The organism is Pseudomonas sp. T8 (assembly GCF_024610635.1).
In the GTDB taxonomy this organism is placed as follows: domain Bacteria; phylum Pseudomonadota; class Gammaproteobacteria; order Pseudomonadales; family Pseudomonadaceae; genus Aquipseudomonas; species Aquipseudomonas chlororaphis_I.
The window spans coordinates 5,766,309-5,789,682 of record NZ_CP102374.1 but is presented as its reverse complement, the minus strand read 5'-3'; the positions used below and the strand labels follow the sequence as shown (position 1 = coordinate 5,789,682).

The window sequence follows — 23,374 nt, the reverse complement described above, 5'->3', positions numbered from 1 at the left end:
GGAATCCTCATGGCTTTTACAGATCCGTTCATCCGTCGTCCGGTGCTGGCCACCGTGGTCAGCCTGCTGATCGTGCTGCTGGGTTTCCAGGCCTGGAGCAAACTGCCGCTGCGCCAGTACCCACAGATGGAGAACGCCCTGATCACGGTCACCACCGCCTACCCCGGGGCCAACGCCGAGACCATCCAGGGCTATATCACCCAGCCGATGCAGCAGAGCCTGGCCAGTGCCGAGGGCATCGACTACATGACCTCGGTGAGTCGCCAGAACTTCTCGGTGATCTCGGTCTACGCCCGTATCGGCGCCAACAGCGACCGCCTGTTCACCGAGCTGCTGGCCAAGGCCAACGAGGTGAAAAACAAGCTGCCCCAGGACGCCGAGGACCCGGTGCTGAGCAAGGAAGCCGCCGACGCCTCGGCGCTGATGTACATCAGCTTCTTCAGCCAGGAGCTGAACAACCCGCAGATCACCGACTACCTGTCGCGGGTGATCCAGCCGAAGCTGGCGACCCTGCCGGGCATGGCCGAGGCCGAGATCCTCGGCAACCAGGTGTTCGCCATGCGTTTGTGGCTGGACCCGGTCAAGCTCGCCGGCTACGGCCTGAGCGCCAGCGACGTGACCAGCGCAGTGCGCCGCTACAACTTTTTGTCCGCGGCCGGCGAGGTCAAGGGCGAGTACGTGGTCACCAGCATCAACGCCAGCACCGAGCTGAAATCCGCCGAAGCCTTCGCCGCCATTCCCCTGCGGACCGAGGGCGACAGCCGGGTACTGCTCAGCGACGTGGCACGGGTCGAGATGGGCGCGGAGAACTACAACGCGATCAGCTCCTTTGGCGGCATCCCTTCGGTCTACATCGGCATCAAGGCGACCCCCAATGCCAACCCGCTGGACGTGATCAAGGAAGTGCGCAAGATCATGCCGGAGCTGGAGGCCCAGCTGCCGCCCAACCTCAAGTTGGAGATCGCCTACGACGCCACGCTGTTCATCCAGGCCTCGATCAACGAGGTGGTGAAGACCCTGTTCGAAGCCGTGCTGATCGTGATCGTGGTGGTGTTCCTGTTCCTCGGCGCGCTGCGTTCGGTGGTGATCCCGGTGGTGACCATTCCTCTGTCGATGATCGGCGTGATGTTCTTCATGCAGTTGATGGGCTACTCGATCAACCTGCTGACCCTGCTGGCGATGGTGCTGGCCATCGGCCTGGTGGTGGACGACGCCATCGTGGTGGTGGAAAACATCCACCGCCATATCGAGGAAGGCAAGACGCCACTGGACGCGGCCCTCGAAGGCGCCCGGGAAATCGCCATGCCGGTGGTGTCGATGACCATCACCCTGGCCGCGGTCTACGCCCCCATCGGCTTCCTGCAGGGGCTCACCGGGGCGCTGTTCAAGGAGTTCGCCCTGACCCTGGCCGGCGCGGTGGTGATTTCCGGCATCGTCGCCCTGACCCTGTCGCCGATGATGTGCGCCCTGCTGCTGCGCCACGACGAAAACCCCAGCGGCCTGGCCCACCGTCTCGACCTGATTTTCGAAAGCCTCAAGCGCCGCTACCAGAGCCTGCTGCATGGCACCCTCAACACCCGGCCGGTGGTGCTGGTGTTCGCCCTGATCGTGCTGTGCCTGATCCCGGTCCTGCTCATGTTCACCAAATCGGAACTGGCCCCGGACGAGGACCAGGGCATCATTTTCATGATGGCCACCGCGCCCCAGCCGGCCAACCTGGATTACCTCAACGCCTATACCGACGAGTTCCTGGAGATCTTCAAGACGTTCCCCGAGTACTACTCCTCGTTCCAGATCAACGGCTTCAACGGCGTGCAATCGGGTATCGGCGGTTTCCTGCTCAAGCCCTGGAACGAGCGCGACCGCACGCAGATGCAGATCCTGCCCGAGGTCCAGGCCCGGCTCGCGGGCATTGCCGGGCTGCAGGTCTTCGGTTTCAACCTGCCGTCCCTGCCGGGCACCGGCGAAGGGCTGCCGTTCGCCTTCATCATCAACAGCCCCAACGATTACGAGTCGTTGCTGGAACTGTCCGACCGAGTGAAGAAGCGCGCCATGGAGTCGGGAAAGTTCGCCTTCGTCGATATCGACCTGGCCTTCGACAAGCCGGAAGTGGTGGTCGACATCGACCGCGCCAAGGCGGCGCAGATGGGCGTGTCGATGCTGGACCTGGGCGGGACCCTGGCCACCTTGCTCGGTGAGGCGGAAATCAACCGCTTCACCATCGAGGGCCGCAGCTACAAGGTCATCGCCCAGGTCGAACGGCCTTATCGCGACAACCCCGAATGGCTGAACAACTACTACGTGAAAAACGCCAAGGGCGAGGCGCTGCCGCTGTCGACCCTGATCAGCGTCCATGATCGGGCCCGGCCACGGCAGCTCAACCAGTTCCAGCAACTCAACGCCGCCACCATTTCCGGGTTCCCGGTCGTGAGCATGGGTGAAGCGATCGATACCGTGCGCCAGATCGCCGAGGAAGAAGCCCCGCCGGGCTACGCCTTCGACTATGCCGGGGCCTCGCGACAGTTCGTCCAGGAAGGCAGCGCGCTGTGGGTGACCTTTGGCCTGGCGCTGGCGATCATTTTCCTGGTGCTGGCGGCGCAGTTCGAGAGCTTCCGCGATCCGGTGGTGATCCTGGTAACGGTGCCGCTGTCGATCTGCGGGGCCTTGATCCCACTGTTTCTCGGCTGGTCGAGCATGAACATCTATACCCAGGTCGGGCTGGTGACCCTGATCGGCCTGATCAGCAAGCACGGGATCCTGATCGTCGAGTTCGCCAACCAGCTGCGCAAGGACCAGGGACTGACGCCGCGCGAGGCCGTGGAAGCCGCCGCGGCCATTCGCCTGCGGCCGGTATTGATGACCACCGCGGCGATGGTCTTCGGCATGGTGCCGCTGATCCTGGCCACCGGTGCCGGCGCGGTCAGCCGGTTCGACATCGGCACGGTGATCGCCACGGGGATGTCGATCGGCACCCTGTTCACCCTGTTCGTGCTGCCCTGCATCTACACCCTGCTGGCCAGACCGGACAAGTGAAGGACACAGGCAATAAAAAAGGCCTCGCGATGCGAGGCCTTTTTATCGGGCTTGATGGTCTTCAACTTTGCGGCCTCATTCCCTGAGTCAGGCCGAACATGAACAACAAAAGATCACGATCGGGTTGGGCTGCCTGGGTCGTCTTGACGACCCGTGGCAACGGGCAATGCGCATCACCCTGCGCCGTGCTGAGAACTTCCATGCGTGGCTGCTCCCAGGCAGCCACAGCCAAGGATGCAACTGCCAAGGCTCCTACTAAAAACAAACCTCGTGCAATTTCGAGCTTCATCACTATAAGCCTTTGATAGCGCTGCCAAACGCCGTCCTATAAAAATAGTTGAGTTTGTCCCAGTCCGTGGTACTCCACGACGAGTGGCGACGTAATTGTTTCATGTCATGGGCGGCAGCCCGTTTAGCGGTCAGGCGCTGGCGGCATTTCTCGAAATCCAGCAGTGCGATATCCACCTTCGCCGCTTCGCCCTCGCCCATGACCCGCACGAACACATGCTTGCTATACAGGCAGCCATGCTGCCAGCGGCCCCGGTGCATGCGCGCCAGCGTGGCCGCCAGCTCCTTGAGCACACGCTCGTGCAGGGCCTCGCCGTGGCGCTCGCGTTCGCCAGCGGCGTACCAGTGGTCGATTTCCACGAAGCCGTCCAGCGCCTCGGTCACCAGCAAGGCACGCCACTGGCCCTGGGAATCACGTTGCGCACCGCAGAACACCAGGTGCGGCACCTCCACATTGAGCTGGCTCAGGCCCTTGAGCGCATCCTGCTCGCGCAGCACCGTAGGACGGCCGAAGGGGTGCAACCAGCTGCGATAGATATGGCCGACCTGGCGCTTGGCATACAGCACACGCCCGTCAGTGCCCGGAAGACGTTGGACGCCACTTTCCCCGCCTCGACGTTGATTGGGCTCTTCGACCCACTCCCCCTGCTGATTCCAGAAGTAGTCGAAACGGTCCGCAGCAGCGACTTCCATTCCCGGTGCACATTCAACGGCCATCCTGTTACCTCTTGCGTAATACGTAGACTCGCCACATGGCGTAGAGCGGAAAAAAGTCCAGATGATCCTGAACGCGAAACCCGGCCTGCTTGAATTCTTCTTCAACCGTGGCAGCCGGTAACACAAAACGGTTCTGGTAACCTTCCTGCCCGGATTCCTCCTTGCGCCGGACTTCCATGCGCTTGCGCTTCCAGGCCTTGAAGTTGCCATCGACCCACAGTGAAACGATCACGCTGTCCCGGGTAACCCGCTGGAACTCCCGGAGCAGAGCCAGGCGATGGGACGACTCGCCGATGTGATGCAGCAGGCGCATGCAGAAAATGCTGTCGACGGCGTTGTCCGGCAAGTCGATGTCAAAGGCAGAGGTCTGCAAGGGTTGTACCCGTTTCACCACCTCGGCCGGTTGCGCCACCGTGGCGATCCTCAACATCGCCGCGGAGTTGTCCGCCCCGATGATCACGCGATTGGGTTTCTCCGCCAGCAACGGCCAGAAACGCCCGGCACCACAGGGCAGGTCAAGCACCAGGCCCGGCTCTCCGGCCATGGCCAGCGCCGCACGCGCCAACTGCTCGTCACGCTTGTGGGACATTCGGCGCGCTACGCCATCCTGATGTTTGAGCAGGTACTCCTGAGCGTGTTGTTCGTCGTACTTCTCGGAAAATTCCAGCTTGATCGGGGTCGCCATCACACAGTCTCCTGAATCTGATGGCCCCCACCTTAGGCAGCGGCTTGTCAGCGTCAGGTCATGTCTTTGTGAAAACTTCGTCCGGTCCAGAGTGGAAATATTTCAGGGTTTTACAGGCTCTCACGGGTGGCCTGGGGCCATCAACCAGGAAATTTCCCGACCTGACGGCCCACGCTGAAGCCATAGAGACCCGTCATGCCGTGCGGTGGTTCAACTCGACATGAAACCGGCAACCGTTGGGCTCCATGGTGCTGAGGCTGACGCTCCAGCCCTGGTCCTCGCAGATCCGCTGCACCAGCGACAAGCCCAGGCCCAGGCCCTCGCCGCGCTTCTCGTTGCCGCGCACGAAGGGCTCGAACATCGCCTCGCGTTTCTCCTCGGGAATGCCGACACCGCTGTCCTCGACCACAAAACCGCGGGGTTCCAGGCTCAAGCGAATGAAGCCCTGCTCGGTGTAGTGCAAGGCATTGCGCAGCAGGTTGCCCATCACCGCGTGCAGGAAGGTGGCGTTATAGCGGGTGTCCAGCGGTTGGCCGGCGTCGAAGATCAGCTCGAGGCCCTTTTGCCGGATCGGTCCGCCCCACAGGCCTACCAGGTCCTCGGCCACCTGGCTCAAGGTCGCCTGGGGCGACATACCGCCGTCTTCGCGCTGGGCGCGGGCCAGCATCAGGAAGGTCTGCACCAGCTCGCGCATCTCGCCGCATGCCCGGGCGATGCGCTCGACCTGGGCCCGACCGCGCTGATCGATCGCCGGGTTTTCCAGCAACAGCTCGCAGGAGCTGGCCAGTACCATCAGCGGCGTACGCAGTTCGTGACTGACATCGCTGGTGAACAGGCGCTCGCGGTTCAGGGCCTGGCGCAGGCGCCCCAGGGTGGCGTCGAAGGCCACCGCCAACTCCCCGACTTCGTCGGCCGCGTAGTCCGGTGCCAACGGCGGCGCCAGCCCCAGCAACTGGTCGCGATGCCGCACCTGGCGCGCCAGCCTCACCACCGGCGCCATGACCCGGCGCGCCAGCACCCAGCCAAGGAACACCGCCAAGGCCAGGCTCAGCACGAAGCCCACCAGCACCACCGCGAAGAGCACCCGTTCGCGCTCTTCGAAATCGCTCTGATCCTGCAGCAGCACGTAGCGCCTACCGTCGACCACTTCGACCATGGCGTGGTACGACAGCTGTTCGCGGAATACCTCATGAAACCCCGGATCCAGGTGCCGCAGATCCTTGGGCAGCTCGAAGTCGCCGCGCCCGCCGCTGAAGTAAAACAGCTGGTCCGGCTCGGGACGGTGGCTCCAGTCGGAAACGTTGTCCATCAACAGCAGACGCTGAAGGTCGCCCCCCAGGCCCGCGGAAATCAGCTTCTCTTCCACCAGGTGCACCGTCGCCACGATACCCAGGGCGAAGGCTCCAGCGACCAGCGCACTCATCAGCGCAAAGGCGATGATGATCCGCTGGGAAAGGCTTTGCTTAAACTCCATCACGACCCTCGGCCAGGCGGTAACCGACACCGTGCACGGTATGCAGCAACGGTTTGCCGAACGGCTTGTCGATCACCTGGCGCAATTGGTGGACGTGGCTGCGCAGGCTGTCGCTGTCCGGGCAGTCGTCGCCCCACAGCGCTTCTTCGAGAATTTCCCGGCGCAGCACATGCGGGCTCTTCTGCATCAGCACCGCCAGCAACTTCAGGCCCACCGGGTTGAGCTTGAGCAGGCGCCCTTCGCGGGTGACTTCCAGGGTGTCGAGGTCATAACTCAGGTCTCCGACCTGCAGGGCCCGGCGCCCGCCGCCCTGGGTGCGGCGCATGACTGCCTCGACCCGCGCGGCCAGCTCGGACAAGGCGAAGGGCTTGACCAGGTAATCGTCGGCCCCGGACTTGAAGCCTTGCAGGCGATCGTCCAGTTGGTCGCGGGCAGTGAGCATGATCACCGGCGTATCGCGGCGGGCATCCTCGCGCAGGCGCTTGCACAGGGTGTAGCCATCGATCCCCGGCAGCATGATGTCGAGCACGATCAGGTCGTAATGTTCGGTGGCGGCCAGGTGCAGGCCCGACAGACCGTCCTGGGCGCAGTCCACGGTGTAGCCTTTAAGCCCCAGGTAGTCGGCCAGGTTGGCCAGAATATCGCGGTTGTCTTCAACCAGTAGAATTCGCATGGGCACTCTCTCCGCACACAGTTACGGCCGTCTTGGCTCGCGCAGCTTAAGGCCAAGCGTGGCTGACGGCTAGGGTTGTTCAATCTCCCGCGGCGAACGCCGCCGCAGGGTTCCAGGGCCTTGACGAGTTTTTCACCCAGGGTTCACACGCCGACGACAAGGGCGGCTCCAGACTCCGCGGGAACCCGCGACCGCAACGCTTCCCTCGAAGGACTTTCCATGGCTCCGACCCTCGCCCGCCCCGCCTCCAGAGCGCTGAACTGGTGGATCTGCCTGGGCGTTCCCGCCCTGGCTGCCGTCAGCTTGCTGCTGCTTGAACTGACCTCCCTGGACATGGACCTGGCCCATTACTTTTATGACCCCGCCGCTGGCGGTTTCATCGGCGGCCACAGTTATTTCCTGGAAAATATCCTGCATGACCGGGCCAAGCAGGCGGTCATCGTCTTTTCGGTGCTGGCCATCGTCGGCTTCATCGGCGCCTTCTTCGTCCCGCGTCTCAAGCCGTTCAAGCGCGAACTGGGTTGCCTGGTGCTGTCCCTGGGCCTGGCCACCGCGTTCGTCACCCCGGTCAAGGCGGTCACCGCCGTGCAGTGCCCGTGGAGCCTGAAGGAGTTCGGCGGCAAGGAAACCTACAGCGAACTGCTCAGCCCCCGGCCAGCGACCGACAAGCCCGGTCGCTGCTGGCCAGGCGGCCATGCCGCCACCGGTTTCACCCTGTTCGCGCTGTTTTTTGTCCTGCGTGACCGCCGCCCACGCCTGGCGCGCAAGGCGCTGGTGTTCGCCTTTGCCCTCGGTACGGTGTTCTCGGTCGGGCGCATGCTGCAGGGCGCGCACTTCTTCTCCCACAACGTCTGGACCGCGATCTTCTGCTGGCTGATCTGCCTGGGGGCGTACTACTTCATTCTCTATCGACCGGCAGCCAAGGTTGAACCGGTGGTGGAGGCGGAAGCGGTCAACGCCTGAGGTCTTTTCGCGAGCAAGCTCGCTTCTACAGAACCATGCACTCTTTGTAGGAGCGAGCTTGCTCGCGATAACAAGCGCACCGGCAGCAAAATATCCCGCCCATAAAAAAGCCCCGCCGGCTTTCGCCGGCGGGGCTTTTTCGTACGGGGTAAGGCTGGCTTACATCATGCCGCCCATGCCACCCATGCCGCCCATGTCTGGCATGCCGCCAGCTGCAGGCTTGTCTTCAGCGATTTCAGCAACAGCCGCTTCGGTGGTCAGGATCAGACCGCCGATGGAGGATGCCGCTTGCAGCGCCGAACGGGTCACCTTGGTTGGGTCCAGGATGCCCATTTCGATCATGTCGCCGTATTCGCTGGTAGCAGCGTTGTAACCGTAGTTACCCGAACCCTGCTTGACCTTGTCGACCACTACGCTTGGCTCGTCGCCGGAGTTGGCAACGATCTGGCGCAGAGGCGCTTCGACAGCGCGACGCAGAACAGCGATACCCACGTCCTGGTCGGCGTTGTCGCCTTTCAGGCCGCTGATCGATTGCAGAGCACGGATCAGGGCTACGCCACCGCCAGGCACCACGCCTTCTTCAACGGCTGCACGGGTAGCGTGCAGGGCGTCTTCAACGCGGGCTTTCTTCTCTTTCATTTCAACTTCGGAACCGGCGCCAACCTTGATCACCGCAACGCCGCCGGACAGCTTGGCCAGACGCTCTTGCAGTTTTTCACGGTCGTAGTCGGACGAAGTGTCGGCCACTTGTTGACGGATCTGGGTCACACGAGCCTGGATGTCCGCTTCAACGCCAGCACCGTCGATGATGGTGGTGTTTTCTTTGGACAGGATCACGCGCTTGGCGTTACCCAGGTGCTCCAGGGTGGTGCTTTCCAGGCTCAGGCCGATCTCTTCGGAGATAACGGTACCGCCGGTCAGGACGGCGATGTCCTGCAGCATGGCCTTGCGACGGTCGCCGAAGCCTGGTGCCTTGACGGCAGCAACTTTGACGATGCCACGCATGTTGTTCACAACCAGAGTCGCCAGGGCTTCGCCTTCAACGTCTTCAGCCACGATCAGCAGTGGGCGGCCGGCTTTGGCAACGGCTTCCAGCACTGGCAGCATTTCGCGGATGTTGGAGATCTTCTTGTCCACCAGCAGGATCAGCGGGCCGTCCAGCTCGGCGACCATGGTGTCCGGCTTGTTGATGAAGTAAGGGGACAGGTAGCCACGGTCGAACTGCATGCCTTCAACGACAGACAGTTCGTTTTCCAGGCCCGAGCCTTCTTCAACGGTGATCACGCCTTCTTTACCGACTTTTTCCATGGCTTCGGCAATGATGTCGCCGATGGAGTTGTCGGAGTTGGCGGAGATGGTGCCGACCTGAGCGATCGCCTTGGAATCGGCGCATGGCTTGGACAGACCTTTGAGCTCTTTGACGATGGCGATGGTCGCCTTGTCGATGCCGCGCTTCAGGTCCATCGGGTTCATGCCGGCAGCGACGGCTTTCAGGCCTTCGTTGACGATCGACTGAGCCAGTACGGTAGCGGTGGTGGTACCGTCGCCGGCGTCATCGTTGGCACGGGAAGCAACGTCTTTTACCAGCTGTGCGCCCATGTTTTCGAAGCGATCTTTCAGCTCGATTTCTTTGGCGACGGAAACGCCGTCCTTGGTGATGGTCGGAGCGCCGAAGCTCTTCTCGATGATCACGTTACGGCCTTTCGGGCCCAGGGTCGCTTTTACCGCGTCAGCCAGGACGTTAACGCCGGTGAGCATTTTCTTGCGGGCGGAGTCGCCGAATTTAACTTCTTTAGCAGCCATGATCGATATTCCTTAAATACTTTGTAGTAACGGGAAAATGAGCGGGTAATCAGCCTTCGATAACGGCGAGAATTTCGTTCTCAGCCATTACCAGCAGGTCTTCGCCGTCTACTTTCACAGTGTTGCTGCCGGAGTAAGGGCCGAACACAACCTTGTCACCCACTTTCACGGCCAGCGCACGTACTTCACCGTTGTCGAGGATACGACCGGTACCTACAGCGACGATTTCGCCACGGTTAGGTTTTTCAGCGGCCGAACCTGGCAGAACGATACCGCCAGCGGTTTTCGATTCTTCTTCGCTGCGACGGATGACGACGCGGTCATGCAGAGGACGAAGCTTCATTGTCGATCTCTCCTAATTATGGTTTTCAGCGGCCGGTGTCGTTACCGGCGGGTTAACAAATCCGGCGTGGCCGGTTGCGGCTCGACGAGCGAGACGCGGAAGTCTGTCTGGTGTTGCCACCAGAAACCTTGCGGTGACCGATACATGTGGGCGCATATGCTTATTACAAGGGCTGCCCAGTGAAATTTTTTAGATTTTCAGCCGGGCAAAACGAACACGGCACCCGAAGGTGCCGTGTCGATCATTGAGAGACTCAGGAATCGCGGTGCTCGAACTCGCCTTCGATCACATTCGGCTCGCGGCCCAGAGGGCGCTGCGGCGCGGGTCCGCCACGGGCGGCCTGCATATCGTCGGCAAAGGCACGCTGACGAATGGCCTGTTCTTCGGCACGCTGGCGCATCTTGTTGGCCAGCAGGCGACGGGTGATCGGCAACAGCATGAACAGGCCGAATACGTCACTGATGAAGCCAGGCAGGATCAACAGGCCGCCCGCCAGGGCCAGCATCAGGCCTTCGAGCATGGTCTGGGCCGGCAGCTCGCCGCGGTTCAGGCTTTCACGGGCACGCAATGCCGTGGCCAGCCCCGCGACGCGCAGGACCAGCACACCCAGCATCGAGCCCAGGATGATCAGCAGCAACGCCGGGAAAAACCCGATCGCACCGCTGACTTTGACGAATACGAACAGCTCTAGCACCGGGAACAGCAGAAAGAGCAACAGAAAAGGGCGCATCAAATGGTTTCCTCTACGGAAGAATGCCTTCCAGTAGACCCTAGATGACGTCGGCAATTCGTGAATTCAAGCCTCGGCCCCGGCATTTTTCGGCCATTGCTCGGCGTGAGCCAGAAAAACCAAGGCCTCGCGCACTTGTGTCGGCGTATTACAAGGGCTGGGGAACGGCAGCCAGTACAACCCCTGGCCGATCCGCAGGTGCATGCCTTCGGTATCGATGCCGGCCAGTTGCGCCGCCGCGGTTTTCGGCAACCCGGCCAGGTCGACGTAATGGGCGATGGCCTTGGCGTGATCGCTGTTCATGTGTTCGACCATGCTCAGCTCGGCCTTGCCGGCAAACGGGTTGGCCAGCGTTACCTGGTCGATCCAGTGGATCGCGCCAAAGCCGCCGATGTAGCGATGACGCACCGGCTTGAGCAGCCAGAAATCGAAATCGTGGGCCTTGTGGTAATTCTGCGACTCCGGGAAATACCGGTAGTAGCGTTCGGCTGCCGCCTCGATCGCCGCGGCGTCCTCGAGCTTTTCGGCTTCGGCCAGATAAGTCAGGCGGCCCACCGCCTGGACGTCCTCGGCGTCGCGCTCGCCCACCAGCAGCGAACACTTGGGATCCTTCTGCAGGTTATGGGTGTGCTGGGCAATACGGCTGATCAGGATCAGTGGCCGCCCCTGCTCGTCCAGGCAATAAGGAACCACCGAGCCAAAGGGAAAACCCGGCATGGCCTTGGAGTGCGTCGACAGCACGCCACGGTATTCCTTGAGCAGTAATTCTCGTGCATGCTTCGCAGCTTCAACGCTCAATTTATGACTCCTTATATAGAATCCGTCTAAAACGGACGGGCGTCTGGAGCAAAGTTCCAGCGACGCCATCGGGGCAATTCTCAATCTGCAGCCAGGCCATGCCCGACGCACAAGAGAGGCGCCTTAAAGGACACCACTCCAGTTCTGCTTTCGGAGCATGCGAATGCAACTCAATGACAAAGTAATCATTATCACCGGCGGTTGCCAGGGTCTGGGCCGCTCCATGGCGGAGTATTTCGCCAGCAAAGGCACCAGGCTGGCGCTGGTCGACCTGAACCAGGAAAAACTCGACCAGGCCGTTGCCGCCTGCCAGGCCGCGGGAGTCGAGGCCCGCGCCTACCTGTGCAACGTCGCCAATGAAGAGCAGGTGGAACACATGGTCGCCCAGGTCGCCGCCGACTTCGGCGCCATTCACGGCCTGATCAATAACGCCGGCATCCTGCGCGACGGCCTGCTGCTCAAGGTCAAGGACGGCGAAATGACCAAGATGAGCCTGGCCCAGTGGCAGTCGGTGATCGACGTCAACCTCACCGGCGTATTCCTCTGCACCCGCGAAGTCGCGGCGAAGATGATCGAGCTGAAAACCAGTGGCGCGATCATCAATATTTCCTCGATCTCCCGTGCCGGCAATATCGGCCAGACCAACTACTCCGCCGCCAAGGCCGGGGTCGCCGCGGCGACCGTGACCTGGGCCAAGGAGCTGGCGCGCTACGGCATTCGCGTGGCCGGCATCGCACCGGGCTTCATCGAAACCGAAATGACCCTGGGCATGAAACCCGAAGCCCTGGAGAAAATGACCTCCGGCATCCCGCTCAAGCGCATGGGCAAGCCGGAAGAAATCGCTCACTCGGCGGCCTATATCTTCGAGAACGACTACTACACCGGTCGGATCCTCGAGCTGGACGGCGGCCTGCGGGTCTGAACCCCGCCCCCTAAAACACCCATAAAAAAGCCCGGTGCACTGCACCGGGCTTTTTTGTTTGCCCAGCCGGCTCAGTCGTCGCTGACGGTAATGTTCGGCATTGCCGGCGCCGCGGCTTCCTGCAGCACGATGCGCGCGCCGACATGGCGGGCCAGTTCCTGGTAGACCATGGCGATCTGGCTTTCCGGCTCGGCGATCACGGTCGGCTTGCCGCCATCGGCCTGCTCGCGAATCAGCATCGACAGCGGCAGCGAGGCCAGCAGTTCGACGCCGTACTGGGTCGCCAGCTTCTCGCCACCGCCTTCGCCAAACAGGTGCTCGGCGTGGCCGCAGTTGGAGCAGATGTGCACCGCCATGTTTTCCACCACGCCCAGCACCGGGATGTTGACCTTGCGGAACATCTCCACGCCCTTGCGCGCGTCCAGCAGCGCCAGGTCCTGCGGGGTGGTGACGATGACTGCGCCAGCCACCGGGACCTTCTGCGCCAGGGTCAGCTGGATATCGCCGGTGCCTGGCGGCATGTCGATCACCAGGTAGTCCAGGTCGCCCCAGGCGGTCTGGGTCACCAGTTGCAGCAGGGCGCCGGAGACCATCGGCCCGCGCCAGACCATCGGCGTGTTGTCATCGGTCAGGAAAGCCATGGACATGACCTCGACCCCGTGGGACTTGATCGGCACGAACCATTTCTGGTCCTTGACCTGCGGCCGGGTGCCCTCGGCGATGCCGAACATGATGCCCTGGCTCGGGCCATAGATGTCGGCATCGAGAATCCCTACCTTGGCGCCTTCGCGGGCCAACGCCAGGGCCAGGTTGGCCGCGGTGGTGGACTTGCCCACGCCACCCTTGCCGGACGCCACCGCCACCACGTTCTTGACGTTGGCCAGGCCCGGAATCTGTGCCTGGGCCTTGTGCGCGGCAATCACGCTGGTGACATTGACGCGAGCGACGACCACGCCGTCCATGTTCTCGATGGCCAGCTTCAGCAACTGGGCCCAGCCGCTCTTGAACAGACCGGCGGCATAACCGATCTCCAGTTCGACACGCACCTCGTCGCCCTGGATGTCGATGGAACGGACACAACCGGCGCTGACCGGGTCCTGGTTCAGGTAAGGGTCGGTGTATTGGCGAAGAACGGCTTCCACCGCTGCGCGATTGACGGCGCTCATGGGCAACTCCGATAACAAGACGGGAAAATCAGGCGGCTATCCTACCTGTTCCGTGGCGTGGGCGGGATGCCAAAGCATCATATAGCACGCTCGCCGATGGCTAGGATGGCCGTGGAAAACCGGGCTCACGGGGTGAAATATATTTCTCGGCGCTTTATAGTGGCCGACCTCCGTTTCATCAAGTAGCCGAGCCCCATGTCCGAGCCACGCAAGATCCTCGTCACCAGCGCCCTGCCCTATGCCAATGGTTCGATCCACCTCGGCCATATGCTGGAATATATCCAGACCGATATGTGGGTGCGCTTCCAGAAGCACCGCGGCAACCAATGCATCTATGTCTGCGCCGACGACGCTCACGGCTCGGCCATCATGCTGCGCGCGGAAAAGGAAGGCATCACCCCGGAACAACTGATCGCCAACGTCCAGGCTGAACACAGCGCCGACTTTGCCGACTTCCTGGTGGACTTCGACAACTTCCACTCGACCCACGCCGAAGAAAACCGTGAGCTGTCGAGCCAGATCTACCTGAAGCTGCGCGACGCCGGGCACATCGCCACGCGCTCGATCACTCAGTATTTCGACCCGGAAAAACAAATGTTCCTGGCCGACCGCTTCATCAAGGGCACCTGCCCGAAATGCGGCACCGAGGACCAGTACGGCGACAACTGCGAAAAATGCGGCGCCACCTACGCCCCGACCGACCTGAAGGATCCGAAGTCGGCGATTTCCGGCGCCACCCCGGTGCTCAAGGATTCCCAGCACTTCTTCTTCAAGCTGCCGGACTTCCAGCAGATGCTGCAGGAGTGGACCCGCAGCGGCACCCTGCAGGACGCCGTGGCGAACAAGATCGCCGAATGGCTGGATGTCGGCCTGCAGCAGTGGGACATCTCCCGCGATGCGCCGTATTTCGGCTTCGAGATTCCTGACGAGCCGGGCAAGTACTTCTACGTCTGGCTGGACGCGCCGATCGGCTACATGGCCAGCTTCAAGAACCTGTGCAATCGCACGCCGGAGCTGGACTTCGACGCGTTCTGGGGCAAGGACTCGACGGCCGAGCTGTACCACTTCATCGGCAAGGACATCGTCAACTTCCACGCGCTGTTCTGGCCAGCCATGCTCGAAGGCGCCGGCTACCGCAAGCCGACCGGCATCAACGTGCACGGCTACCTGACCGTCAACGGCCAGAAGATGTCCAAGTCCCGCGGCACCTTCATCAAGGCCCGGACCTACCTCGACCACCTGTCGCCGGAATACCTGCGCTACTACTACGCGGCCAAGCTGGGCCGTGGCGTCGACGACCTGGACCTGAACCTCGAAGACTTCGTGCAGAAGGTCAACTCCGACCTGGTGGGCAAGGTGGTGAACATCGCCAGCCGTTGCGCCGGCTTCATCCACAAAGGCAACGCCGGTGTGCTGGTGGACCAGAACGCCGCGCCGGAGCTGACCGACGCCTTCCTCGCAGCCGCGCCAAGCATCGCCGACGCCTACGAGGCCCGCGACTTCGCCCGCGCCATGCGTGAAACCATGGCCCTGGCCGACCGCGCCAACGCCTGGATCGCCGACAAGGCGCCATGGTCGTTGAACAAGCAGGAAGGCAAGCAGGATGAGGTCCAGGCCATCTGCGCCACCGGCGTCAACCTGTTCCGCCAGCTGGTGATCTTCCTCAAGCCGGTGCTGCCGCTGCTGGCTGCCGACGCCGAGGCGTTCCTCAACGTCGCCCCACTGACCTGGAACGACCACCAGAGCCTGCTGAGCAACCATCAGTTGAATGAATTCAAGCCGCTGATGACGCGGATCGACCCAGTAAAAGTACAAGCCATGACCGACGCCTCGAAAGAAGACCTGACCGCCAGCCAGACCGATACCGGCGAAGCCAAGCCTGCGGGCAACGGCGAGCTGGCCAAGGATCCGCTGTCGCCAGAAATCGACTTCGACACTTTCGCCGCCGTCGACCTGCGCGTGGCCCTGATCGTCAAGGCCGAGCACGTGGAAGGCGCCGACAAGCTGCTGCGCCTGACCCTGGATATCGGTGACGAGCAACGCAACGTGTTCTCCGGGATCAAGAGCGCCTACCCGGATCCGTCCAAGCTCGACGGTCGCCTGACCATGATGATCGCCAACCTCAAGCCACGGAAAATGAAATTCGGTATTTCCGAAGGCATGGTGATGGCGGCCGGCCCTGGCGGCGAAGAGATCTACCTGCTGAGCCCGGACAGCGGCGCCAAGCCGGGTCAGCGGATCAAGTAAATCTGCCCGCAGGATCGATCCCCCCGTCGCGCCGCTGCGTGGCGGGGGGATTTTCATATCTGGATGGGCCTGCGCCCTTGCCGGATAATTGCCTAGTCTTCAGGTATCCGCCCGCCCTCACCGGCCACGAACATGACCGAGATTGTCCTCACGCTCATCAGCGCTGCCCTGATCAACAACTTCGTGTTGCAGTGGCCGCTGGGTGTCGATCCGCTGTTGCAGGCCAGTGCCGAACCGCAGGTGGCACGGCGGCGGATCCATGCCCTGGGGATCGCCACCAGTTGCCTGATGCTGCTCTGCAGCCTGCTGGGCTATGGGCTCTATCAGGTGCTGCTGGTGCCGCTGGGCCTGACCGCGCTGCAACTGTTCGTGTTCCTGCCGCTGAGCGTGCTGCTGATCGCACCGCTGCTCAAGCTGCTGACCCGGATGCTGCCCGGGCTGCCGTTCGACGGCCTCCGGCCGCTGCTGCTGGGCAATGCCGGCGTGCTCGGCGCGTTGCTGCTGGCGGTCCAGGCCAATCGGGGAATCGGTCATAGCCTCGCCCTGGGCCTGGGCGCGGGCCTCGGTTTCTGGCTGGTGCTGAGTCTGTTCAGCGACCTGCGCCAGCGCATTCTCAACAACGATGTGCCCCTGCCCTTTCGCGGCCTGCCGATCGACCTGATCAGCGCCGGCCTGATGGCCGTGGCATTTCTCGGTTTCAACGGACTGCTCAACCCATGAGTCTGATTCAACGCATCGACGCCCTGCTGCCGCAGACCCAATGCGGCAAGTGCGGCCATCCCGGATGCAGGCCCTACGCCGAAGGCATCGCCAACGGCGAGGCGATCAACAAGTGCCCGCCCGGTGGCGACGAAACCATCGCCGGCCTGGCCAGGTTGCTGAATGTCCCGGTCGTGGAGCTGGACATCAGCCGCGGCCCGGCGCCGGCCCAGGTGGCCTTTATCCGCGAAGCCGAATGCATCGGCTGCACCAAGTGCATCCAGGCCTGCCCGGTGGATGCCATAGTCGGCGCGGCCAAGCAGATGCATACGGTGCTGATCGACGAATGCACCGGCTGCGATCTCTGCGTGGCGCCGTGCCCGGTGGACTGCATCGAGATGCACCCGCTGCCGCTGAATGATGTATTGCCGATCGTCGGTGGCCTGGCCACCAGCCTCGAAGAACTGCGCGCCCGGACCGCCAAACGCGATCACGCGCGCCAGCGCTTCGAGCGCCGCAACGCCCGGCTGCAACGCGAGGAACAGCACAAGCAGGCCGAACGTGCTGCTCGCGCACAACGTGCGGCGCAGCCCAGCGAAACCAGCCTGAACCCGGTGCAGGCGGCCATCGAGCGGGTACGCGCGCAAAAGGCGGCGGCCGCCGATGCCGCGGTGAAAAAAGCCAAGATCGATCTGGCGATGAGCCGGGCCCAGTTGAACAAATCGCTGAAAGCCTTCGGCCATCCGCCGACCTTCGAGCAACAGTCGCAACTGATCGTCCTGCAGCGCCAGTTCGAGGCCGCCGAACAGGCTCTTGCCCAGCTCGAAAGCGCTGCCGAAAGTACTGTCGCTCCCGCTACCTCACCGCCGCCCGCCAAAGACGCCGAACTCAAGCGCGCAAAAATCCAGCTGGCGATGCGCCGCGCCGAACTGAAAAAGGCCCAGGACAACCAGGCGCCTGCCGAACAGCTGGCCAGCCTGGAGCAGGCCCTGAAAGACGCAGAACAGGCCTTGCATGCGGCTGAAGACGCCAGCGGAAAACCGGCCCCCAATCTGGAACGGGTCGAGAAGCGCCCGATCGACGCCCGCCTGCGGCAACTGAAAACCGAACTGGCTTACGCTCGAGCAGAAGTCAGCAAGCTGGAACGCCACGGCGACACTCCGCCGTCGCTGTTGGCCAGGGCCCGCGAACGGCTGGCCGAAGCCGAGCGCCAGGTACAAGCCCATGACGCCCCTTGAGCAACCGGACGAACGCCTGCAACAAGCCATGAAGCGTGTGCTTCTGGCGACCCTGCCGGGGCTGCTGGTGCTGTTCTGGCTGTTTGGCTGGGGAATTCTGATCAACCTGCTGCTGGCCTGTGCCACCGCCCTTGCCGTCGAAGCCGCGGTACTCCGATTGCGCCAGTGGCCGTTGCGCCCCTTTCTTGGCGACGGTAGCGCCCTGGTCAGTGCCACCCTGCTGGCCCTGGCCTTGCCGCCGTACTGCCCGTGGTGGCTGACGGTCAGTGCGACGGCCTGCGCCCTGCTGTTCGGCAAGCACCTGTATGGCGGCGTCGGCAAGAATCCGTTCAACCCGGCGATGCTCGGTTATGCCATGGTACTCGTCTCTTTCCCGCAGCAGATGACTCATTGGCCGGCCTCCCATGGCCTGGACCTGCTGGGCGGCCTGCAGCAGGTCTTCGGCATAGCCTCCGACAGCAGCGCACCCGATGCCTGGGCCCAGGCCACGGCACTCGACAGCCTGCGCATCAACAAGAGCCTGACCATCGACGAACTGTTCGCCGGCAACGCCGCCTTCGGCCATTTCGGCGGCAAGGGCGTGGAATGGGTCAACCTGGCCTTTCTCGCCGGTGGCGCCTTTTTACTGCAGCAACGGGTGTTCAGCTGGCACGCACCGGCCGGCATGCTCGGCAGCCTGTTCGTCATCAGCCTGCTGTGCTGGAACGGCTCCGGATCGGACTCCCACGGCTCGCCGTTCTTCCACCTGCTGACCGGCGCGACCATGCTGGGCGCCTTTTTCATCGTCACCGAGCCAGTCTCCGGGCCCAAGAGCGCAAAGGCACGCCTGTTGTTCGGGGTCGGGGTCGGGCTGCTGACCTACCTGATCCGGACCTGGGGCGGTTACCCGGACGGCGTTGCCTTCGCGGTACTGCTGATGAACCTCGCCGTCCCTGCCCTGGAGCGCCTGGCTGCTCCGCCTCCCGAGCCTTCCCTGCCATGAACCGCGCGATGAGTCTGGGGGTGCTGGCATTGCTGGCGGCTGTCGGTGCCGCCGGCACTTTCTTCGTCCATCAGGCCACGGCCCCCCGCATCGAACGCGAACAACGCGCCATCCAGGCACGCAACCTGCTGGATATCCTGCCCGCCGACAGCTACGACAATCAGCCGCTGGATCAGCCCCTGGCCGTCGATAACATCCCACTCAGCCACAGCACCCTGATCGGCGGTTATCGCGCCACTCGCAACAGCCAGCCCAGCGCCGTGCTGCTGCGCAGCCAGGTCAGCGGTTATGGCGGCCCGATCGAGTTGCTGATCGGTATCGCCGCCAACGGCAAACTGCTGGGCAGCAAGGCCCTCAGGCACTCGGAAACGCCCGGGCTGGGCGCGCGTATCGCCGAACGCCCGAATGCCTGGCTGCAGGGTTTTATCGGCAAATCCGTAGGCGATCCGGGCGATGCCGGCTGGGCGCTGAAAAAGGACAATGGCCAATTCGACCAGATGGCCGGGGCCACCATCACCTCACGGGCGGTGGTCGAGGGGATTCACGATAGCCTGCGTTACTTCGACGAGCATCGCGAACAACTGCTGGGAAGTCCCGCCCATGAATAAATCCTCGACCCTGCAGAACGCCCTGATGCTGGCGCCGCTGATCGGTGCCAGCGACTCCCTGGTCAAGGCCCTGGGCCTCGCCCTGGTGTTTCTCTGCGTGAGCGGCGTGTTCGGCCTGTGCATGAATGCCCTGCGCCCACGCCTGGCTGGTCAGGGCCGCCTGGGCGCCAGTATCCTGCTCAGCACCACGCTCACCAGTTGTGCCATGCTGGCCGCGCAAGCCTGGGCATTCGAACTGCAACAACAGTTGGCCCTTTACCTGGGCCTGATTGCCGTGCAATGCGTCGTGCTGGAGTACCAGGATTTTTTCCAGCGCCCCGTGCGCGTGCGTTTTGCCGGCCTGTTCTGCCTGCTGCTGGTTATCCTGGGCGCGCTGCGCGAAGCCTTCGGCAGTGGCACCCTCGGCAATCATCTGCAATGGCTGCTGGGGATGAACGACGTCGACTGGCCAGGCTGGGTTCTGTCCGCCCAGGGCGGCCTGCACCTGCTTACACTCGCACCTGGCGGTTTTATCCTGCTGGGGCTGCTGCTGGCCGCCCGGCAGGCCTGGGCTGCTGCGACCTCAAACCGATCGCCTTCAAGGAAATGACTCACCCATGAATGCCGCAAAACGCCTGGAAATTTTCCGCAGGCTGCACGAAGACAATCCGGAACCGAAAACCGAACTGGCCTATTCGTCGCCCTTCGAGCTGCTGATCGCCGTGATTCTTTCGGCCCAGTCCACCGATGTCGGGGTCAACAAGGCGACGGCCAAGCTCTTCCCCGTGGCCAATACGCCGGCCGCCATCTATGCGCTTGGCGTCGAAGGCCTGTCCGAGTACATCAAGACCATCGGCCTGTACAACAGCAAGGCCAAAAACGTGATCGAGACCTGCCGCCTGCTGGTGGAGCGGCACAACAGCGAAGTCCCGCAGACCCGGGAGGAGCTCGAAGCCCTGCCAGGCGTCGGCAGGAAGACCGCCAACGTGGTACTCAATACCGCCTTTCGCCAACTGACCATGGCCGTCGATACGCACATCTTCCGGGTCAGCAACCGCACAGGGCTGGCCCCCGGGAAGAATGTCGTGGAAGTCGAGAAAAAGCTGATGAAGTTCGTGCCCAAGGAGTATCTCCTCGACTCCCATCACTGGCTGATCCTCCATGGCCGCTACGTGTGCCTGGCCCGCAAGCCACGCTGTGGCAGCTGCCGGATCGAGGACCTGTGCGAATACAAGCACAAGACCTCTGACGATTGAGCAATCATTGATTTTGATGATAGGTCGATTGAAAAAATCTTTTTTACCAGTCCCGAGAATATCGATATAAGGAGCGCCAATGGCAGTCTTAGCCTGGAGTTAACCTTATGAGTACTGGTAAAGAACAACTGGACGTAGAAGACGATTTCACCCCTGTTGAAACAGAAGATGCGGAGCCTGTGGTAGAGGTGGCCAAGACCAACTTGAGCAAACGCCGGACCATCGACAACCTTCTGGAAGAGCGGCGCTTGCAAAAGCAACTGGCCGATTACGACTTTGATCTTTAGTAACAAAAAGCCTCCTTTTACGGAGGCTTTTTTGTTACACCAGCTAACACTCCAAATCGGTTTCTCAAACCAGGCCATGCGCGGCTGATGGATCCAACATCGTCGACAGACCGGCAAGCCCACAACGCAATGAAGGCTCGCATGCCTTGTTGCAGCCCTCAACCTTCATACCAGCTGATGGCGCTTGGCAAACTCGATCAGGTCCACCAGCGAGCGGGCGTTGAGTTTCCCCAACAGCCGCCTCTTGTAGGTACTCACCGTTTTACTGCTCAGGCACAGGCCCTCGGCAATCTCCTTGTTGGTCTGCCCTCCGGCAAGCTGCTTCAGGACCATCAGTTCCCGCCCTGACAGGCTGGACAACATTCCCTCCTCGCTGGCGATGCCCAGGCTCGAGCGCAGGGTATGCAAGGCTTCGTTGGGAAAATAACTATAGCCAGCCAAGACTGCCCTGACGGCGCTGATCAATTCAGTGATGTCTTGCTGCTTGCACACATAACCTGCCGCGCCGGCCTGCATGCAACGCATGGAGAACGGGCCAGGTACTTGCAGGCTCAATACCAGCACTTTGGTCGACATGGCTTTTGACGAAAGTCTGGCGATAACTTCCAGGCCATCGAGTTTGGGAATACCAATATCAAGAATAAGGATGTCTGGAACATGTTCATAAGACAGTTTCAGGGCATCCATGCCATTGTCCGCCTCGGCAACTACTTCAAAACCGTGCCGCTCCATCAGCATACGCACAGCCAGCCGAGTAACGGGATGATCATCTACGATCAAAACTTTCTTCATGGGTAAGTCCAGAGTCCGCTATTGGTTTTTCAAGCAAACACCATAACCCAGTCATTTGGCCCATGGCATGGCCACGCCCCGAGCCAGCATCGCCCCGAGAAGTTCCTTACAAACAATACGGATTTGCCCTACAAGGAAAAATTGAACGTCGCCCGCTATATATAACTACTCCTGACTTTCCTACATTTCGTATTGAAAAGAACAGACTGAAAGATAGTCGAGCCCATTGAAATAATGGCCAGTGGAAACTTTAGTTATGGTCTTCGGACACCCACCTGATCGATTAAATCATCAGGCATAAAAAAGCCCCACTCATGGCGGGGCTTTTTTAAAACGGCTCAAAAAGTATCAGAACAGAGTCCGACCCTTGTTGGCCGCAATACGCATGCGCAGGGCATTGAGCTTGATGAAGCCAGCCGCATCCGCCTGGTTGTAGGCGCCGCCGTCTTCTTCGAAGGTCGCGATGTTGGCATCGAACAGCGACTCATCGGACTTGCGACCGGTGACGATCACATTGCCCTTGTACAGCTTCAGGCGAACCACGCCGTTCACATGAACCTGGGAAGCGTCGATCATCTGTTGCAGCATCAGACGCTCAGGGCTCCACCAGTAGCCGGTGTAGATCAAGCTGGCGTACTTGGGCATCAGCTCGTCTTTCAGGTGAGCCACTTCGCGATCCAGGGTGATCGATTCGATCGCCCGGTGAGCGCGCAACATGATGGTGCCGCCAGGGGTTTCGTAGCAGCCGCGGGACTTCATGCCGACATAGCGGTTTTCCACGATGTCCAGACGACCAATGCCGTTTTCGCCGCCGATGCGGTTCAGGGTCGCCAGCACGGTGGCCGGGGTCATCTCGACGCCGTCGATCGCCACGATGTCGCCGTTGCGGTAGGTCAGCTCGATGTAGGTCGGGGTGTTAGGAGCCTTCTCCGGGGAGACGGTCCAGCGCCACATGTCTTCTTCGTGCTCGGTCCAGGTGTCTTCCAGCACGCCGCCTTCATAGGAGATGTGCAGCAGGTTGGCATCCATCGAGTACGGGGACTTCTTCTTGCCGTGACGCTCGATCGGGATCGCGTGCTTCTCGGCGTAGTCCATCAGCTTCTCGCGGGACAGCAGGTCCCACTCACGCCAAGGAGCGATCACTTTCACCCCTGGTTTCAAGGCGTAGGCGCCCAGTTCGAAACGAACCTGGTCGTTGCCCTTGCCGGTAGCGCCGTGGGAAATGGCGTCGGCGCCGGTTTCGTTGGCGATCTCGATCAGGCGCTTGGCGATCAACGGACGAGCGATGGAGGTACCCAGCAGGTACTCACCTTCGTAGACGGTGTTGGCGCGGAACATCGGGAAAACGAAATCGCGGACGAACTCTTCGCGCAGATCGTCGATGTAGATCTCTTTCACGCCCATGGCTTGCGCCTTGGCACGTGCAGGTTCGACCTCTTCGCCCTGACCCAGGTCAGCGGTGAACGTCACCACTTCACAGTTATAAGTATCCTGCAGCCACTTGAGGATCACCGAAGTGTCCAGGCCGCCGGAATACGCCAGAACGACCTTGTTTACGTCCGCCATGCCATCACTCCACGGGGTTCTACGGAAAGCCATCAAGTCTACCGATCAACGCGGATAATTTACAGAGGCGCGACAGCTTATGACGACGAAGCGACAGATTATGTCGAGTGCGCGACGACGACAGC

Annotated in this window: 23 protein-coding genes; 11 read left to right on the top strand and 12 right to left on the bottom strand. The window is 61.8% G+C overall.

The window, feature by feature from the left end; translation table 11 throughout:
• Window positions 1–9: 9 nt before the first annotated feature.
• The gene (locus NRG23_RS26320; protein ID WP_009050532.1) at window positions 10–3,033 is read left to right on the top strand and encodes a multidrug efflux RND transporter permease subunit; all 3,024 of its coding nucleotides are present in this window, start codon (window positions 10–12) and stop codon (window positions 3,031–3,033) included.
• Between the two features lie 61 nt (window positions 3,034–3,094).
• On the opposite strand, the gene NRG23_RS26315 is transcribed toward NRG23_RS26320, so the two are convergent.
• From NRG23_RS26315 to colR, 5 genes are all read right to left on the bottom strand, one after another.
• On the bottom strand, window positions 3,095–3,322 hold the full coding sequence (locus NRG23_RS26315; RefSeq protein ID WP_016703355.1) for a hypothetical protein: 228 nt from the start codon (window positions 3,320–3,322) through the stop codon (window positions 3,095–3,097).
• A gap of 2 nt (window positions 3,323–3,324) precedes the next feature.
• Complete coding sequence (locus tag NRG23_RS26310; protein ID WP_016703354.1) at window positions 3,325–4,038, bottom strand: lipopolysaccharide kinase InaA family protein; 714 nt, start codon at window positions 4,036–4,038, stop codon at window positions 3,325–3,327.
• A 4-nt stretch (window positions 4,039–4,042) separates the two neighbouring features.
• On the bottom strand, window positions 4,043–4,723 hold the full coding sequence (locus NRG23_RS26305) for a class I SAM-dependent methyltransferase (RefSeq protein ID WP_009050535.1): 681 nt from the start codon (window positions 4,721–4,723) through the stop codon (window positions 4,043–4,045).
• A gap of 193 nt (window positions 4,724–4,916) precedes the next feature.
• Window positions 4,917–6,197, bottom strand: coding sequence for a HAMP domain-containing sensor histidine kinase (locus NRG23_RS26300; protein ID WP_257372851.1), 1,281 nt, complete (start codon window positions 6,195–6,197; stop codon window positions 4,917–4,919).
• Window positions 6,187–6,870 carry a two-component system response regulator ColR gene (gene colR, locus NRG23_RS26295; protein ID WP_009050537.1) on the bottom strand — a complete coding sequence of 228 codons (684 nt, stop codon included), beginning with the start codon at window positions 6,868–6,870 and terminating at the stop codon, window positions 6,187–6,189. Before colR ends, NRG23_RS26300 begins: the two co-directional genes overlap by 11 nt.
• Before the next feature lie 219 nt (window positions 6,871–7,089).
• On the opposite strand from colR, the gene NRG23_RS26290 reads away from it, so the two are divergent.
• Window positions 7,090–7,833, top strand: coding sequence for a phosphatase PAP2 family protein (locus NRG23_RS26290; RefSeq protein WP_101283353.1), 744 nt, complete (start codon window positions 7,090–7,092; stop codon window positions 7,831–7,833).
• A 159-nt stretch (window positions 7,834–7,992) separates the two neighbouring features.
• On the opposite strand, the gene groL is transcribed toward NRG23_RS26290, so the two are convergent.
• The 4 genes from groL to NRG23_RS26270 form a co-directional block, all read right to left on the bottom strand.
• Complete coding sequence (gene groL / locus NRG23_RS26285) at window positions 7,993–9,636, bottom strand: chaperonin GroEL (protein ID WP_009050539.1); 1,644 nt, start codon at window positions 9,634–9,636, stop codon at window positions 7,993–7,995.
• A gap of 49 nt (window positions 9,637–9,685) precedes the next feature.
• Window positions 9,686–9,979 (bottom strand): co-chaperone GroES, encoded by a 294-nt coding sequence (locus tag NRG23_RS26280; protein WP_009050540.1) that lies wholly within the window; start codon window positions 9,977–9,979, stop codon window positions 9,686–9,688.
• A 253-nt stretch (window positions 9,980–10,232) separates the two neighbouring features.
• Window positions 10,233–10,709, bottom strand: a complete 477-nt coding sequence (locus tag NRG23_RS26275; RefSeq protein WP_007932702.1) for an FxsA family protein — start codon at window positions 10,707–10,709, stop codon at window positions 10,233–10,235.
• 66 nt (window positions 10,710–10,775) lie between these two features.
• Window positions 10,776–11,507, bottom strand: coding sequence for a HugZ family protein (locus tag NRG23_RS26270; protein WP_016703426.1), 732 nt, complete (start codon window positions 11,505–11,507; stop codon window positions 10,776–10,778).
• Window positions 11,508–11,670: 163 nt separating this feature from the next.
• Here NRG23_RS26270 and NRG23_RS26265 point away from each other — a divergent pair, with 163 nt between their 5' ends.
• Entirely contained in the window at window positions 11,671–12,429 is a 759-nt protein-coding gene (locus tag NRG23_RS26265) for an SDR family oxidoreductase (RefSeq protein ID WP_257372845.1), read from the top strand.
• Window positions 12,430–12,500: 71 nt separating this feature from the next.
• Here NRG23_RS26265 and apbC read toward each other — a convergent pair whose 3' ends face one another.
• The gene (apbC, locus tag NRG23_RS26260; protein WP_009050543.1) at window positions 12,501–13,595 is read right to left on the bottom strand and encodes an iron-sulfur cluster carrier protein ApbC; all 1,095 of its coding nucleotides are present in this window, start codon (window positions 13,593–13,595) and stop codon (window positions 12,501–12,503) included.
• A gap of 195 nt (window positions 13,596–13,790) precedes the next feature.
• On the opposite strand from apbC, the gene metG reads away from it, so the two are divergent.
• From metG to NRG23_RS26220, 8 genes are all read left to right on the top strand, one after another.
• Window positions 13,791–15,842, top strand: coding sequence for a methionine--tRNA ligase (gene metG, locus NRG23_RS26255; protein WP_103331139.1), 2,052 nt, complete (start codon window positions 13,791–13,793; stop codon window positions 15,840–15,842).
• 132 nt (window positions 15,843–15,974) lie between these two features.
• Complete coding sequence (locus NRG23_RS26250; protein ID WP_103331140.1) at window positions 15,975–16,562, top strand: Rnf-Nqr domain containing protein; 588 nt, start codon at window positions 15,975–15,977, stop codon at window positions 16,560–16,562.
• Window positions 16,559–17,779 carry an electron transport complex subunit RsxB gene (gene rsxB / locus NRG23_RS26245; protein ID WP_103331141.1) on the top strand — a complete coding sequence of 407 codons (1,221 nt, stop codon included), beginning with the start codon at window positions 16,559–16,561 and terminating at the stop codon, window positions 17,777–17,779. The genes NRG23_RS26250 and rsxB overlap by 4 nt, the downstream gene beginning before the upstream one ends.
• On the top strand, window positions 17,766–18,761 hold the full coding sequence (locus NRG23_RS26240) for an RnfABCDGE type electron transport complex subunit D (RefSeq protein WP_257372838.1): 996 nt from the start codon (window positions 17,766–17,768) through the stop codon (window positions 18,759–18,761). The genes rsxB and NRG23_RS26240 overlap by 14 nt, the downstream gene beginning before the upstream one ends.
• A complete protein-coding gene (locus NRG23_RS26235) occupies window positions 18,758–19,369 on the top strand; it encodes an RnfABCDGE type electron transport complex subunit G (protein ID WP_009050548.1) in 612 nt (203 codons plus the stop codon). Before NRG23_RS26240 ends, NRG23_RS26235 begins: the two co-directional genes overlap by 4 nt.
• Window positions 19,362–19,958 (top strand): Rnf-Nqr domain containing protein, encoded by a 597-nt coding sequence (locus tag NRG23_RS26230; RefSeq protein ID WP_124314288.1) that lies wholly within the window; start codon window positions 19,362–19,364, stop codon window positions 19,956–19,958. The genes NRG23_RS26235 and NRG23_RS26230 overlap by 8 nt, the downstream gene beginning before the upstream one ends.
• A gap of 7 nt (window positions 19,959–19,965) precedes the next feature.
• The gene (nth, locus tag NRG23_RS26225) at window positions 19,966–20,604 is read left to right on the top strand and encodes an endonuclease III (RefSeq protein WP_007922445.1); all 639 of its coding nucleotides are present in this window, start codon (window positions 19,966–19,968) and stop codon (window positions 20,602–20,604) included.
• Between the two features lie 107 nt (window positions 20,605–20,711).
• Window positions 20,712–20,891, top strand: a complete 180-nt coding sequence (locus tag NRG23_RS26220; RefSeq protein ID WP_007922443.1) for a PA3496 family putative envelope integrity protein — start codon at window positions 20,712–20,714, stop codon at window positions 20,889–20,891.
• A gap of 165 nt (window positions 20,892–21,056) precedes the next feature.
• Here NRG23_RS26220 and NRG23_RS26215 read toward each other — a convergent pair whose 3' ends face one another.
• Both NRG23_RS26215 and NRG23_RS26210 read right to left on the bottom strand, forming a co-directional pair.
• The gene (locus tag NRG23_RS26215) at window positions 21,057–21,683 is read right to left on the bottom strand and encodes a response regulator transcription factor (protein WP_007922442.1); all 627 of its coding nucleotides are present in this window, start codon (window positions 21,681–21,683) and stop codon (window positions 21,057–21,059) included.
• Window positions 21,684–22,031: 348 nt separating this feature from the next.
• Window positions 22,032–23,249 (bottom strand): argininosuccinate synthase, encoded by a 1,218-nt coding sequence (locus NRG23_RS26210; RefSeq protein WP_009050550.1) that lies wholly within the window; start codon window positions 23,247–23,249, stop codon window positions 22,032–22,034.
• Window positions 23,250–23,374 lie beyond the last annotated feature (125 nt).

Bases quoted from the DNA above. Each gene is read 5' to 3' on its own strand.
- NRG23_RS26320 (WP_009050532.1), top strand. From the start codon at position 10: ATGGCTTTTACAGATCCGTTCATCCGTCGTCCGGTGCTGGCCACCGTG.
- NRG23_RS26315 (WP_016703355.1), bottom strand. From the start codon at position 3,322: ATGAAGCTCGAAATTGCACGAGGTTTGTTTTTAGTAGGAGCCTTGGCA.
- NRG23_RS26310 (WP_016703354.1), bottom strand. From the start codon at position 4,038: ATGGCCGTTGAATGTGCACCGGGAATGGAAGTCGCTGCTGCGGACCGT.
- NRG23_RS26305 (WP_009050535.1), bottom strand. From the start codon at position 4,723: ATGGCGACCCCGATCAAGCTGGAATTTTCCGAGAAGTACGACGAACAA.
- NRG23_RS26300 (WP_257372851.1), bottom strand. From the start codon at position 6,197: ATGGAGTTTAAGCAAAGCCTTTCCCAGCGGATCATCATCGCCTTTGCG.
- colR (WP_009050537.1), bottom strand. From the start codon at position 6,870: ATGCGAATTCTACTGGTTGAAGACAACCGCGATATTCTGGCCAACCTG.
- NRG23_RS26290 (WP_101283353.1), top strand. From the start codon at position 7,090: ATGGCTCCGACCCTCGCCCGCCCCGCCTCCAGAGCGCTGAACTGGTGG.
- groL (WP_009050539.1), bottom strand. From the start codon at position 9,636: ATGGCTGCTAAAGAAGTTAAATTCGGCGACTCCGCCCGCAAGAAAATG.
- NRG23_RS26280 (WP_009050540.1), bottom strand. From the start codon at position 9,979: ATGAAGCTTCGTCCTCTGCATGACCGCGTCGTCATCCGTCGCAGCGAA.
- NRG23_RS26275 (WP_007932702.1), bottom strand. From the start codon at position 10,709: ATGCGCCCTTTTCTGTTGCTCTTTCTGCTGTTCCCGGTGCTAGAGCTG.
- NRG23_RS26265 (WP_257372845.1), top strand. From the start codon at position 11,671: ATGCAACTCAATGACAAAGTAATCATTATCACCGGCGGTTGCCAGGGT.
- apbC (WP_009050543.1), bottom strand. From the start codon at position 13,595: ATGAGCGCCGTCAATCGCGCAGCGGTGGAAGCCGTTCTTCGCCAATAC.
- metG (WP_103331139.1), top strand. From the start codon at position 13,791: ATGTCCGAGCCACGCAAGATCCTCGTCACCAGCGCCCTGCCCTATGCC.
- NRG23_RS26250 (WP_103331140.1), top strand. From the start codon at position 15,975: ATGACCGAGATTGTCCTCACGCTCATCAGCGCTGCCCTGATCAACAAC.
- rsxB (WP_103331141.1), top strand. From the start codon at position 16,559: ATGAGTCTGATTCAACGCATCGACGCCCTGCTGCCGCAGACCCAATGC.
- NRG23_RS26240 (WP_257372838.1), top strand. From the start codon at position 17,766: ATGACGCCCCTTGAGCAACCGGACGAACGCCTGCAACAAGCCATGAAG.
- NRG23_RS26235 (WP_009050548.1), top strand. From the start codon at position 18,758: ATGAACCGCGCGATGAGTCTGGGGGTGCTGGCATTGCTGGCGGCTGTC.
- NRG23_RS26230 (WP_124314288.1), top strand. From the start codon at position 19,362: ATGAATAAATCCTCGACCCTGCAGAACGCCCTGATGCTGGCGCCGCTG.
- nth (WP_007922445.1), top strand. From the start codon at position 19,966: ATGAATGCCGCAAAACGCCTGGAAATTTTCCGCAGGCTGCACGAAGAC.
- NRG23_RS26220 (WP_007922443.1), top strand. From the start codon at position 20,712: ATGAGTACTGGTAAAGAACAACTGGACGTAGAAGACGATTTCACCCCT.
- NRG23_RS26215 (WP_007922442.1), bottom strand. From the start codon at position 21,683: ATGAAGAAAGTTTTGATCGTAGATGATCATCCCGTTACTCGGCTGGCT.
- NRG23_RS26210 (WP_009050550.1), bottom strand. From the start codon at position 23,249: ATGGCGGACGTAAACAAGGTCGTTCTGGCGTATTCCGGCGGCCTGGAC.